At 70.8% G+C, this 12,642-nt stretch carries 15 protein-coding genes and 1 riboswitch; of the genes, 8 read left to right on the forward strand and 7 right to left on the reverse strand.

The window, feature by feature from the left end; all coding sequences use genetic code 11:
- Positions 1-128: 128 nt before the first annotated feature.
- Positions 129-383: a (2Fe-2S)-binding protein gene (locus ACWIHY_RS20590; protein WP_454377091.1), complete on the forward strand. Its 255-nt coding sequence runs from the start codon at positions 129-131 to the stop codon at positions 381-383.
- 34 nt (positions 384-417) lie between these two features.
- Here the strand turns inward: ACWIHY_RS20590 and bfr are convergent, their stop codons facing one another.
- Positions 418-897 carry a bacterioferritin gene (gene bfr, locus ACWIHY_RS20595; RefSeq protein WP_454377092.1) on the reverse strand — a complete coding sequence of 160 codons (480 nt, stop codon included), beginning with the start codon at positions 895-897 and terminating at the stop codon, positions 418-420.
- Between the two features lie 155 nt (positions 898-1,052).
- Here bfr and ACWIHY_RS20600 point away from each other — a divergent pair, with 155 nt between their 5' ends.
- Positions 1,053-1,685, forward strand: coding sequence for a sulfite oxidase-like oxidoreductase (locus ACWIHY_RS20600; RefSeq protein ID WP_454377093.1), 633 nt, complete (start codon positions 1,053-1,055; stop codon positions 1,683-1,685).
- A gap of 50 nt (positions 1,686-1,735) precedes the next feature.
- Here ACWIHY_RS20600 and ACWIHY_RS20605 read toward each other — a convergent pair whose 3' ends face one another.
- The 6 genes from ACWIHY_RS20605 to thiO all read right to left on the reverse strand — a co-directional run bounded on the left by ACWIHY_RS20605 (position 1,736) and on the right by thiO (position 7,665).
- Positions 1,736-2,299, reverse strand: coding sequence for a DUF4396 domain-containing protein (locus ACWIHY_RS20605; protein ID WP_454377094.1), 564 nt, complete (start codon positions 2,297-2,299; stop codon positions 1,736-1,738).
- 88 nt (positions 2,300-2,387) lie between these two features.
- The gene (locus ACWIHY_RS20610) at positions 2,388-3,263 is read right to left on the reverse strand and encodes a deoxyribonuclease IV (protein ID WP_454377095.1); all 876 of its coding nucleotides are present in this window, start codon (positions 3,261-3,263) and stop codon (positions 2,388-2,390) included.
- A gap of 72 nt (positions 3,264-3,335) precedes the next feature.
- Positions 3,336-5,267 carry a Stk1 family PASTA domain-containing Ser/Thr kinase gene (gene pknB / locus ACWIHY_RS20615; RefSeq protein WP_454377096.1) on the reverse strand — a complete coding sequence of 644 codons (1,932 nt, stop codon included), beginning with the start codon at positions 5,265-5,267 and terminating at the stop codon, positions 3,336-3,338.
- Between the two features lie 203 nt (positions 5,268-5,470).
- A complete protein-coding gene (locus ACWIHY_RS20620; protein ID WP_454377097.1) occupies positions 5,471-6,265 on the reverse strand; it encodes a thiazole synthase in 795 nt (264 codons plus the stop codon).
- Positions 6,266-6,268: 3 nt separating this feature from the next.
- Positions 6,269-6,469, reverse strand: a complete 201-nt coding sequence (thiS, locus tag ACWIHY_RS20625) for a sulfur carrier protein ThiS (protein WP_454377098.1) — start codon at positions 6,467-6,469, stop codon at positions 6,269-6,271.
- Positions 6,466-7,665: a glycine oxidase ThiO gene (thiO, locus tag ACWIHY_RS20630; protein WP_454377099.1), complete on the reverse strand. Its 1,200-nt coding sequence runs from the start codon at positions 7,663-7,665 to the stop codon at positions 6,466-6,468. Before thiO ends, thiS begins: the two co-directional genes overlap by 4 nt.
- A riboswitch (TPP riboswitch) is annotated at positions 7,662-7,775 on the reverse strand. It overlaps the preceding gene by 4 nt.
- A 93-nt stretch (positions 7,776-7,868) precedes the next feature.
- Here thiO and ACWIHY_RS20635 point away from each other — a divergent pair.
- The 6 genes from ACWIHY_RS20635 (at position 7,869) to ACWIHY_RS20660 (ending at position 12,634) form a co-directional block, all read left to right on the forward strand.
- Entirely contained in the window at positions 7,869-8,219 is a 351-nt protein-coding gene (locus ACWIHY_RS20635; RefSeq protein ID WP_454377100.1) for a hypothetical protein, read from the forward strand.
- Positions 8,220-8,337: 118 nt separating this feature from the next.
- Positions 8,338-9,501: an NAD(P)/FAD-dependent oxidoreductase gene (locus ACWIHY_RS20640; protein ID WP_454377211.1), complete on the forward strand. Its 1,164-nt coding sequence runs from the start codon at positions 8,338-8,340 to the stop codon at positions 9,499-9,501.
- 68 nt (positions 9,502-9,569) lie between these two features.
- The gene (locus ACWIHY_RS20645; protein ID WP_454377101.1) at positions 9,570-9,935 is read left to right on the forward strand and encodes an Rv2175c family DNA-binding protein; all 366 of its coding nucleotides are present in this window, start codon (positions 9,570-9,572) and stop codon (positions 9,933-9,935) included.
- Between the two features lie 77 nt (positions 9,936-10,012).
- Positions 10,013-10,711, forward strand: a complete 699-nt coding sequence (gene thiE, locus ACWIHY_RS20650; protein ID WP_454377102.1) for a thiamine phosphate synthase — start codon at positions 10,013-10,015, stop codon at positions 10,709-10,711.
- 129 nt (positions 10,712-10,840) lie between these two features.
- Entirely contained in the window at positions 10,841-11,758 is a 918-nt protein-coding gene (metF, locus tag ACWIHY_RS20655; RefSeq protein ID WP_454377103.1) for a methylenetetrahydrofolate reductase [NAD(P)H], read from the forward strand.
- Positions 11,759-11,809: 51 nt separating this feature from the next.
- The gene (locus tag ACWIHY_RS20660) at positions 11,810-12,634 is read left to right on the forward strand and encodes a hypothetical protein (protein ID WP_454377104.1); all 825 of its coding nucleotides are present in this window, start codon (positions 11,810-11,812) and stop codon (positions 12,632-12,634) included.
- The last annotated feature ends 8 nt before the right edge of the window (positions 12,635-12,642 follow it).

The raw sequence follows: 12,642 nt of genomic DNA on the forward strand, positions 1-12,642 counted from the left end.
GGCTGGGGGGCGCGGATCGAATGTGATCCGCGCCCCACAGTCGTATCAGGGGCTTTTACGTGCGCGGGGCGCCGGGTAAGGTTAGGTTGACCTTACCGATTAGTCGTCCCCCTCGCCCGTGTCAGGAGGTGTGCCGCGTGTTCGTCTGTTCCTGCTTCGGCGTAACGGATCAGCAGATCAAGGAGCACGCTGCCGCCGGTGCCTGCACACCGCGCCAGATAGCGTCGGTCAGCAAGGCGGGGACGGACTGCGGCTCCTGCGTGCGCACCATCCAGGGACTTCTCGGCCGTGGCGCGTGCCCGCGCCGCGCGCTGATCGAACAGGGCGAGACGGCTCTGGCCGAGACGTCCCTCGCCGATTCGCGCCTCCCCGAAGCCGCCTGACCGCCTCGATCGGCCGACCGCCTCGATCGGCCGCTCAGCTGCTCGGCTGCTCGATCAGCTGGGCGATGTAGAGCGACTCACCGAGCTTGTCGACCAGCTCCAGCTGGGTGTCGAGATAGTCGATGTGGTGCTCTTCGTCCTTGAGGATGTCCTCGAAGATGTTCGCCGAGGTGATGTCTCCCTTGGCCCGCATGACCTCGATGCCGCGCTTGAGGCGGTCGATCGCCTCGACCTCGATCTGCCGGTCGGCCTGGAACATCTCAGTGACGGTCTGCCCCACCCGCACATGGAAGAGCCGCTGGTAATTCGGCAGGCCGTCCAGGAAGAGAATCCGGTCGGTCAGTGTCTCCGCGTGCCTCATCTCGTCGAAGGACTCGGCCCGGGTGTACTTCGCGAGCTTCGTCCAGCCGAAGTTGTCCTGCATTTTGGCGTGCAGGAAGTACTGATTGATGGCAGTCAGCTCGGCGGTCAGCTGCTCGTTGAGGAATTCGATGACCTCGGGGTCGCCCTGCATCGCAGAGGCTCCTTCCAGGCGTGGTACTGGGCAGGTTTCGCGCATCCTCGCATCGCGGGTGAGGAGCGTCCAGTAAGTGCAGGCTTATTAGGAGTTGCCCCGAATAGGGTCAGACCTGGTCATGACCACCCTTCGCCGTCTGTCACCATGGAGTCATGGGTCAGCCGGAAAGCCGGGAACATCACGAATCAGCGCAGCCCGAGCTTCCGCCGGGGCAGCGGCTGCAGCGTGGCTGGCCCGTCACCCACTACGGTCCTGTACCCAAATTCAAGCCGGAACGCTGGGAGTTCCGCATATTCGGCGCGACAGCCGACAGTGACAAACGCTGCTGGAACCACGAGCAGTTCTCGGCGCTCCCGTTCTCCACGGTCGAGGCCGATCTGCACTGCGTCACGAAATTCAGCATGCTTGGGGCCGAATGGGGTGGCGTACTCGCTCGTACGCTCGTCGAACTCGCGCCCCCCGCGCCGAGCGTCACCCACGTCATGGTCTGGGCCGAATACGGCTTCAGCGCGAATCTGCGGCTCGCGGACTTCACTTCGGAGCGGACCATCTTCGCCACCCACAAGGGGGGCGAGCTCCTCACCGCCGAGCACGGCTTCCCGTTGCGCCTGGTCGTACCGCATCTGTACGCCTGGAAAGGGCCCAAGTGGGTCCGGGGTGTCGAGTACATGACCGCAGACCGCCGGGGCTTCTGGGAGGAGCGCGGCTATCACAACGTCGGCGACCCCTGGCGCGAGCAGCGGTACTCGTACCAGGAGGAGCCGGGGGACGGCCCCGAACTGTAGGCCGGGACCGTCTCCACCGGGGCTGTTGGGTCCCGTCCCCGCCGACGGATTCAGTGGTGGTACTGGTGGACCACCGCGTGGCCCTTGCCGCGGCCGATCATCCACTTGTTGACGGGTGTGGTGATGAGGAAGGCGGCGAAGAGCGCGATGGCGAGCACGCCCCAGAACATCGCGTCCGTGAGATGCGCGTCCATCGCGCCCGGCCACAGGGCGAGTACGCCGTTGTCGATCAGCTCCATCACGGCGATGGAGAGCGTGTCGGCGGCGAGGGCGACCCGGAAGGCGGTCTTGAAGCCGACGCCGGCCTTGAGGATGCCGCGCAGGGTGAGGGCGTAACCGAAGAAGAACGCCAGGATGATCGCCAGGATCATCGTCTGCATGTTGCCCCAGCCCAGCGCGGTGCCGATGATCATGCCGAGCACCTCGCCGATGGCGCAGCCGGTGAGGCAGTGGAGCGTGGCCTGGGCGGCCATGGACCAGCTGACCTTGCCCGTGCCGTGGGTGCCATGGTGGGCGTGGGTCGCGCGGTCCCCGTGGTCCTGGTGGTCCTCGGAGCCGCCGTGGTGCGCGTCGTGCGTCTCAGGTGTGCCGTGCGCGTGTGCGTCGTGCTGCATGTGAGCCCCCAGAGCCAGGTAGCGGTTCCTGCCTTCCGACCCAACCGTATACCCCCCCAGGGTATTCCTCAATGATATTCAGGAGTACTCAGAAGTCACGCAGCTCCTTCAGCCGCGCCACATCGGCCGCATGGCCCTCCTTGCCGCCGGGTGTCTCGATCGTCAGCGGTACGCCTTCGGTCGCCGGGTGCGAGAACAGTTCCCGGAACGGCTCCTCGCCGATGTGGCCCGAGCCGATGTTCTCGTGTCGGTCCTTGTGGGCGCCCACGCCTTCCTTGGAGTCATTGGCGTGGATCAGCTTGAGCCGGCCCTCACCGACCGTGTCCACCAGCAGGTCCAGCGTCTGCTTCATCCCGCCGGGCCCCGCGAGGTCGTGCCCGGCCGCGTAGATGTGGCACGTGTCGAGGCAGACGCCCAGCTTGGGGTGCGCGTCGAGCGCCTCGAAGTACGGGCCGAAGTCCCAGGTGCGCGAGCAGAGGGAGGAGCCCTGCCCCGCCGTCGATTCGAGCAGCAGGAACGGGTCGTCGTCGTGGGTCAGCTCGTCGAGGAGCGGCAGCAGGTGGGTGCGTACCTGCGCGAGCGCCTCGGAGCGCGGGCGCCCGCCGGTCGCGGAGCCGGTGTGCACCACCACGCCGAGCGCGCCGATCTCGCGGCCGCGGCGCAGCGAGTGCCGCAGCGACTCCACGGACTTCTCGACGGTCGCCTCGGTGTGGGAGCCGAAGTTGATCAGGTACGGGGCGTGGACGTACGCCGGTATCCGTTCAGCGGCGCAGGCCGCGCGGAACAGCTCGTCCTGCGCCGGATTTCCGGTGGGTGTCGCCCAGCCGCGCGGGTTGGCGACGAAGACCTGGACGGCCTCGGCGCCCATCTCACGGGCGTACGCGAGACCGTTCGTGGCGAGGCCGCCGGCCACGGGGATGTGGCCGCCGACGGGGTTGCGGGAGGGGAAAGGTGCGTTGCTCATCGCCGTCAAGGATGCCAGGGCCCGGGGGGCCTCCCGGGCCCCGGGCCCCGGGCCGCCTGGCCCCCTGGCCGTCTAGAGACCGCCCTTGGTCCTGATGGTGATCGTGCTGCCCTCCGGGGCCTTCTCGCCCTCCTCGACCGACTGGCCGGCGATCTCGTCGCTGAACGAGAGGAAGGGACGGTCGATCTCGACCTCGAAGCCCGCGTCCTGGAGAGTGCTCTCCGCGTCGTCGACGTTCTCACCCACCACGTCCGGCACGGGGATCATGCGCGGGCCCTTGGAGACGGTCAGCGTGATGGTGTCGCCCTCGGCGAGCCGCTCGTCTTCGTTGGCGGACTGCCGGGCGACGGCTCCGGCCTCCTCCTGCGAGGTGATCCGCGCGGGTGCGACCTTCACGGTGAACCCGGCCTCCTCCAGTTCGGAGGTGGCGTCGTCCACGCTCTCGCCGGTCACGTCGGGCACCTCCACGGCGATGCCCTTGCTGACGACCATGGCGACGGCGGAGTCCGGGTGCCGCTCGGTGCCGGCGCGCGGGTCCGTACGGACGACCGAGCCCTGCGCCACGTCCTCGCTGAACGTCCTGGTGACGATGCCGGGGGCGAGGCCGGTCTTCTCGAGCTCGTCCTTCGCCCTGGCCAGCGGCAGCCCCTCGACGTCCGGGACCTTCACCGTCTCGGGGCCGCGCGAGACGACCAGCGTGACGGACCCGTTGTCGCGGACACGAGCGCGGGAGGCCGGGTCGCTGTTCATGATGGTGCCGCGGTCGTACGTCTCGCTGTACTTGCGCTGCACCTTCTTCACGTCGAGACCGGCGGCGGAGAGCCGCTCGGTGGCCTCCTTCTCGGTCTGGCCGAGGAGCGAGGGGACGCGGGTGAACTGCCCGGAGTTGATGTACCAGACACCGGCGCCGACCCCGAGGACGAGCAGGACGGCGGCGACGATCGCGAGCACGCCGCGTCTGGGCGCGCGGGCCCGCCGGGGAGCCGCGGGCTGCGACGTGGGCATCTGGAGGCGGCTGGTGCGGTTGAGCGGTTCGTCTCCGTCGCCGTTGCTGGCGGCGCTGCTCCCGATGACCCGGGGGATGACGCTCGTACGGTCCTCGGCGCCGTCGTGCGTCACCTCCGCGTGGGCCTGCGGCGGCACGGCGTCGAGCTGGTCGTCCCGCAGGGCGGCGCGCGCTTCCCTGGCCTGCGCGAGGAGAGCGACGGCGTCGTACGGCCGGATCTCCGGGTTGCGTGCGGTGGCGCCCGCGACCAGCTCGTCCAGCCCGACGGCGAGACCGGGCACGACGGCGGACGGGGCGGGCACGTCCTCGTGGAGGTGCTGGTAGAGCACCTGCGCGGGGGTGCCGCCGGTGTGCGGCTTGGCGCCGGTCAGCATCTCGTACAGCACGACACCGCAGGCGTAGACGTCCACGCGGGTGTCGGCCGTGCCGTGCTCTATCTGCTCGGGCGCGAGGTACGACACGGTGCCGAGGACGGAGCCGGTGGTGCTGGTGACGGTGTCGACGGCCCTCACGAGACCGAAGTCGGCGACCTTGACGCGGCCGTCGTCCCCGATCAGGACGTTCTCCGGCTTCATGTCCCGGTGGACGAAGCCGGCGCGGTGGGCGGCGCCGAGCGCGGCCAGTACGGGCTCGAGGATGTCGAGGGCGGCACGGGGCTGGAGAGCGCCGCGCTCGCGGAGCACGTCGCGCAGGGTGCAGCCGGCGACGTACTCCATCGCGAGGTAGACGTACGCCCCGTCCGTTCCCTGGTCGAAGACGCCCACCACATTCGGGTGCGCGAGGCGGGCGACCGACTTGGCCTCACGGATGAACCGGTCCACGAAGGAGGCGTCGGCGGCGAGGGTGGGGTGCATCACCTTGAGCGCGAGCACCCGGTCGAGGCGGGTGTCGACGGCCCGGTAGACCGTGGCCATGCCGCCGACGGCGACGCGCGCGTCGATGCGGTAGCGGCCGTCGAGCACGTGCCCGACGAGCGGGTCCTGAAGGGTCGTATCCACGGGGCGAGTCTACGAGCCGCCGCTGACACCCTTCCCGCCCCGTGCCGGGCGGGGGCGGTATTGCAGCGGAGCTGTGACGTGGGGCCGGGCGCGTGGGGCGGGGTGGCCGGGGCTCGCCCCGGACCCCACTTCTCGAAGTGTCACAGCGGGAAGGAGCGGGGTCGGGAAAGCTCCCTGCGCAGCGGCCGGCGCGGCCGGGCCGGTCAGAACGCCGGGCGTTCCGGGTCCAGGGCCGCCCGCCCCGCCCCGGGCGACGAAGCCTGCGCGAAGTGGCGCCGCGGAATCCGCCCCGCCCGGTACGCGAGGCGCCCCGCCTCCACCCCGTGCCGCATCGCCTCGGCCATGAGCACCGGCTCCTGCGCCCGCGTCACCGCCGACGCCAGCATCACCGCGGCGCACCCCAGCTCCATCGCCAGCGTCGCGTCCGAAGCGGTGCCCGCTCCCGCGTCCAGAACGACCGGCACGCGCGCGTGCTCCACGATCAGCTGGAAATTGTGCGGGTTGCGGATGCCGAGCCCGGACCCGATGGGCGAGCCCAGCGGCATGATCGCCGCACACCCCACGTCCTCCAGCTTCCGCGCGAGCACAGGGTCGTCGTTCGTGTACGGCAGCACGGTGAAGCCGTCGTCCACCAGCGTCTCCGCCGCGTCCAGCAGCTCGACGGGGTCGGGCAGCAGCGTCCGCTCGTCTGCGACGACCTCCAGCTTCACCCAGTCCGTACCGAGCGCTTCCCGAGCCAGGCGCGCCGTCAGCACCGCCTCGCCCGCCGTGAAACACCCCGCCGTGTTCGGCAGCACACGGATACCGAGCTTCTCCAGAACGGAAAGCACCGATCCCTGGACACTCGGATCGAGCCGCCGCATCGCGACGGTGGTCAGTTCGGTCCCGGACGCGACAAGTGAACGTTCCAGTACGTCGAGGCTCGGCGCCCCGCCCGTTCCCATGATCAGACGCGAGGAGAACGTCGTGCCGCCGATGGTCAGAAGGTCGTCGGCCATGGTTCAGCCTCCCTGGACTGCGGTGAGGACTTCGATACGGTCGCCGTCGCCGAGCGCGGTGGAATCCCACTGCCCGCGCGGTACGACGGTTTCGTTGAGGGCGGCGGCCACCCCGGAAGGGGCCCGCGTGAGGGTCGCGACGAGCGCGCCCAGCGTCGTACCGGCGCCGACCTCCCGGGTCTCGCCGTTCACGGAGATGGTCATACGGGCTGCTCCTGCGGTACGGAGAGGGGGGACACGGCAGAAGAGGGGGAGGCCGGAGACGCCGGCGCGAAACGCAGCGGGCTGAACGGACGCGCCTCGTCCGGCAGCTCCCCGCCGTCCAGCACGGCGGCCATCGCGTCACCTGTGACCGGCGTGAGCAGCACCCCGTTGCGGTAGTGCCCGGTGGCCAGGTGCAGCCCGGGCAGCGTGGTCGGGCCCAGCAGCGGCGCGTTGTCGGGGGAGCCGGGGCGCAGGCCCGCGCGGGTTTCCGTCAGCGGCAGCTCGGTGATCCCGGGCACCAGCTCGTGCGCGTCGCGCAGCAGCTCGTACACGCCGCCCGCCGTGACCGTCGTGTCCCAGCCGAGTTCTTCGCTCGTCGCGCCGACGACCAGCTCGCCGTTCTCGCGTGGCACCAGATAGACGTGGCTGCCGCGCACCACGGCGCGCACCGTCCGGCTCAGGAAGGGCGCGTACGCCCGGGGCACGGCCAGTCGCAGCACCTGGCCCTTCACCGGCCGTACCGGCGGCAGCACGTCCAGCGGTACGCCCGCGAGCCGGCCGCTGAGGCTGCCCGCCGCCAGCACCACCTGCCCGGCGGCGAGCTCGGTCCCGTCCGCCAGTACGGCGCCGGAGGCCCGTTCCCGTACCACTGAGAGCCGGTCGGCCCAGCCGCGGTGGAAGACCACCCCGGCCCGCTCGCAGGCCGTCAGCAGGGCAGCGGCCAGCCGCCTCGGGTCGACCTGGTGATCGCCGTCCACGCGCAGGCCCCCGCGCACGCTGGGCGCGAGCATCGGCTCCAGGCGGCGGCATTCGCGCCCTGTGAGCCACTCAGACTCCAGGCCGGAGCGGCGCTGGAGGGCGTGGAGTTCGCGCAGGTGGGCCCGGTCGTCGGTGTCGAGCGCGACGGCGAGCGTGCCGCAGGCGCGGTAGCCGGTGTCCTGCCCGCTCGCCGCCTCCAGCTCCGCGACGAACGCCGGGTAGCGCTCCGCGGACGCGAGATTGAGCCCGAGCAGCGTCTGCTCGCCGTAATGCAGCTCGGTGACGGCGGCGAGCATTCCGGCCGCGACCCGCGCGGCCCCGCCGCCCGGCTCCGGATCGGCCACAGCGACGCGCAGCCCACGCTGCGCGGCCCGCCAGGCCGTGACCAGGCCGATGATCCCGCCCCCGACAACGAGGACGTCTGATGTACGTGACATGGGCGTCCAGCCCCTCCCTTCGCCGGCATGACCCGGATCAGGTTCGTACGGTCGGAGGCCGCCCAGCCTCCCTCTCAGCCCGGTACGCCCGGACTCCCGCGAGTTGTTTTCGCCTGCTGGGGCCGGAGATCTCGCCCCGGACGGCAGCAGTACGGTGGCCACCCTAACGCCCGGCCCCAACGCGCTGTAAGGGAGCAACTCCAGTGGCCCGCTCGCTCGACGGACGCGTCCTCTCACCTGTCGCCGACCAGGCGCCCGGCCAGGTGGGCACACAGACCCGGTTCACGTATCACGAGCAGGGCGGCAGGATCTGGGCCGAGTACACGGGCGGCGATGTCGTACGCGGCCACCTCGTCGGCACGCGCGAGGGTGACGCGCTGGACTTCCGGTACGTACAGCTCAAGCACGACGGAACCACCTCGTCGGGCCACTGCACGTCCACGGTCGTCGGCCTCCCCGACGGGCGTGTACGGCTGGAGGAGACCTGGGCGTGGGAGTCGCAGGAGGGCAGCGGGACGAGCGTCGTCGAGGAGCTGTCCCAGCCCTCCCCGTGACGGTGTGTCAGAGATCTCCCTTTCGTGGACTTGAGAGCGGCCGGACGCGCCGCCCTAGAGTGACCGGGTGAGCGACCAGAGGCAGACAGAGCGGCGCGTCGTCATCGTCGGCGCGGGAATGGCTGGCGTACAGACCGCCGTGGCCCTGCGCGAGCAGGGCTGGACGGGCTCCGTCACGCTGATCGGCGCCGAGCCGCATCAGCCGTACGACAGGCCGCCGCTGTCCAAGGCGGTGCTGCTCGGGCAGGCCGAGGGGTCGGCCTTCGACGTCGACTTCGAGGCGCTCGGCATCGGACTCCACCTGGGGCGCGAGGTGTCGGGCGTGCGCCCCGCGGGGCACGAGATCGACACCCCCTCGGGCCCGGTTCCGTACGACGTACTGGTTGTCGCCACCGGAGCGATGCCCATCACGCTGCCCGGCGGCGAAGGCGTACCCGGCGTCCATCTCCTGCGCACCCTCGACGACGCCGCCCGGCTGCGGCCCGTCCTCGACCGGAAGCACGACATCGTGGTCGTCGGGGCGGGCTGGATCGGCGCGGAGTTCACCACCGCCGCCCGCGAGGCGGGCTGCGCGGTGACCGTCGTGGAGGCGGCCGACCGGCCGCTCGCGGGCACCATGCCCGCCGAGGTCGCCGCTCCGATGGCCGGCTGGTACGCCGAGAGCGGCGCCGAACTGCTCACCGGCGCGCGCGTCGCGCACATCGAGCCGGGCACGGTCGTCCTTGCCGACGGCCGGCGGCTGGCGGCGGGCGCGGTGGTCGTCGGTATCGGCGCCAGGCCCGCGACGGCGTGGCTGGCGGGCTCCGGCATCGCCCTCGGCCCGGACGGCTCCGTCACCGCCGACGCGCGCCTGCGCGCCTCGCAGCCGGACGTGTACGCCGTCGGGGACTGCGCGTCCTTCCCCTCCGCCCGCTACGGGGAACGCCTGCTCGTCCACCACTGGGACAACGCCCTCCAGGGCCCGCGCACGGTCGCGGCGAACATCGTCGGCGAGACACCGCAGAAGTACGACCCGGTGCCGTACTTCTGGTCCGAGCAGTTCGGCCGCTTCGTGCAGTACGCCGGCCACCACGCCCAAGCCGACACGACGGTGTGGCGCGGCGACCCGGCCGACGCCGCCTGGTCGGTGTGCTGGCTGCGCGACGGTTCGCTCGTCGCGCTGCTCACCGTGGCCCGGCCGCGCGACCTCGCGCAGGGCCGCAGGCTCATCGCGTCGGGCGTCCGGCTGGACCCGGAGCGGACCGCCGATCCGTCCGTACCGCTCAAGTCCGCCACTCGTTAGGCGGTCACTGCGGCCCGGACGGCAGGCCCCGACTACCGGCTGTCAGTCCCAGATGGCACGCTTGTCCCGTGACCGAGATTGACGCAAAGATCGATGCTCTCGTCCCCGCCTGGCTCAACCTCCCCGACATCGCGGAAAAGCTCGATGTCGAGGTGACGCGCGTCCGGCAGCTGGTCAAGGAAGGCCAGCTGATCGCCGTACGCCGCGGAGAGAACAGGGTGCTTCAGGTGCCTGCCGCCTTCATCGACGGCGACAAGGTGGTCAAGGGTCTCGCAGGGACCCTGACGCTCCTGAGGGACGACGGCTTCTCCGACGAAGAGATGCTCGAGTGGCTCTTCACCTCCGACCCGACCCTGCCCGGAACCCCCGCGCAGGCGTTGAGTGAGAATCGCGGCACGGAGGTGAAGCGGCGCGCCCAGGCGCTCGCCGTCTGACCTCAGCCGACACGACCGAACGCGGTGTACGGGCCTTCGCCGGCCCGTGCACCGCCCACCCACGGGGGGACACCACCATGCCCGCGTCCACGTCCACGCCCACCTCCGCGGCCCCGTTCACGGACGGTGTCACCGCGCGCGAGCGGCTCGCCGACGCCCGGTTGTACCTGTGCACGGACGCGCGCAAGCGCCAGGGCGACCTCCCGGAGTTCCTCGATGCCGTGCTGTCCTCCGGCGTGGACATCGTGCAGCTGCGCGACAAGGGCATGGAGGCCGGCGAGGAGCTGGAGCACCTCCGGGTCTTCGCCGACGCCTGCCGCAGGCACGGCAAGCTGCTCGCCGTGAACGACCGCGCCGACGTGGCCCACGCCATCGGCGCGGATGTGCTGCACCTGGGCCAGGGCGACCTGCCCGTCCCGGCCGCGCGGGCGATCCTGGGCGCCGGCATCCTCGTCGGCCGCTCCACGCACGGCGAGTCCGAGGTCGACGCGGCTGTCGCCGAGCCAGGCGTGGACTATTTCTGCACCGGCCCCTGCTGGCCCACCCCCACCAAGCCCGGCCGGTACGCCCCGGGCCTCGGCCTCGTCCGGTACGCGGCGGGCCTGCGGCAGGACCGGCCGTGGTTCGCGATCGGCGGCATCGACGCGGGCAACCTCGACGAGGTGCTGGACGCGGGCGCCCGCAGGGTCGTGGTCGTACGGGCGATCACGGAGGCCGACGACCCCGCCGAGGCGGCGGCCGTCCTCGCGAAGAGAGTCAGGGCGTACGCCGGATAACCGCTCCCGGCTGTCGATGGCCTGTCAACGGCTGTCCACGGTTGTCCGATAGGTGGACAATAATCCGGCAATAGGGACAAAACCCCCTCTATTGTTGGGTCCCCGCCGAGCCCTCGCTAACCTGCGGGTATGGCCCTTGGGACAGCTTCGACCAGGACGGATCACGCGCTTACCGTGCGTGATCTGCTCGCGACCGGCAAAACTTCGTACTCGTTCGAGTTTTTCGCGCCCAGGACCGAGAAGGGCGAGCGGAACCTCTGGAACGCGCTGCGCAGGGTCGAGGCAGTGGCCCCCAGCTTCGTCTCCGTGACGTACGGGGCGGGCGGATCCACCAGGGCCGGCACGGTCGGGGCCACCGAGCAGATCGCCTCCGACTCCACGCTCACCCCGGTCGCGCACCTCACGGCGGTCGACCACTCCGTCGCGGAACTGCGCAACATGATCGGCCAGTACGCGGACGCCGGGATCCGGAACATCCTCGCCGTGCGCGGAGACCCGCCCGGCGACCCGATGGGCGAGTGGGTCAAGCACCCGCAGGGCGTGCGGTACGCCGCCGACCTGGTCCGTCTCATCAAGGAGTCCGGCGACTTCTGCGTCGGCGTCGCTGCCTTCCCCGAGATGCACCCGCGCTCGACCGACTGGGACACCGACATCGCGCACTTCGTGGACAAGTGCCGCGCCGGCGCCGACTACGCGATCACGCAGATGTTCTTCGAGCCGGAGAACTACCTGCGGCTGCGGGACAGCGTCGCGGCCGCGGGCTGCGAGACGCCGATCATCCCCGAGGTCATGCCCGTGACCGGTGTCAAACAACTGGACAGGCTCCCCCAGCTCAGCAACGCGCACTTCCCACCCGCCGTGAAAGAGCGGATCCTCGCCGTCAAGGACGATCCGGCCGCTGTACGCTCCATTGGCATCGAGTTCGCCACGGAGTTCTGCGCGAGGCTGCTCTCCGAGGGCGTTCCCGGATTGCACTTCATTACGCTCAACAATTCCACGGCGACGCTCGAGATCTACGAGAATCTCGGACTGCACGAGCAGTCCTGACCGGCCGTACCCGCCACCCTTCGCGGCGGCGGCCGTAGGAGAGGGGCGGGCATGGGCTGGGCGGTCCTCTACATCGCGTTCGGAGTTGTCGCACTGTGGCTGCTCGGCGAAGTGCTGTTGCAGTACAAGGCGCGGCTGCGGTGGCGGCTGCTGGCCTTCGCCGGGTTCATGGGTGTGGTCCTCGGCGTGCTGATGCCGTCCGTGATCGTGATCGCGGGCGGCGCTGTCGCCTTCGCGATCGGCCAGACGTACGTCACGCTGTCGTTCCGCCGCGGCTTCTCGACCGGCTGGGCGATCGGCGGCAAACCGGGTGAGAGCCGCCGCCGCAAGCGCGGTGCGCGGCCCGTCGAGCAGGAGCCGACGCTGGAGGTGTCGGACCTCGAGTACGAACCCGCCGCCCCGGCCGAGCCGGTGTACACGCCGGTGGAGCCGCTGCCGGACGAGACCGGGCAGTACGGCGTCTACGACGTGGCGGCCTACGCCGCCCAACAGCAGTCCCAGAACGACGCGTTCGGGGCATACGGCGGGTACGACACCTACTCGGGCTACGACCAGCCGAACCAGGAGACGTACACCGGTGACCAGTACAGCTACCCGCAGGGCCAGCAGCAGTACGCCGCCTACTCCGACCCGTACATCGGCACTCAGCAGTACGGGGCGCAGGAGTACGGCGGCCAGGAGTACGGCGGGGGCCAGGAGTACGGCGGGGGCCAGGACTACGGCACCCAGCAGTACGGCAACGAGACTCCGCCCGGCGGTGTGTGGGTCCCGCAACAGCGCGACGGGGAGCAGCCCTTCGGCGGCGAGCAGCCTGCCCAGGAGCCCTACCAGAACGGCTACGACCCCACCGGCTACAACGAGCAGTACCGCTACTGACCGGCCCG

Source organism: Streptomyces sp. NPDC055287, assembly GCF_053646035.1.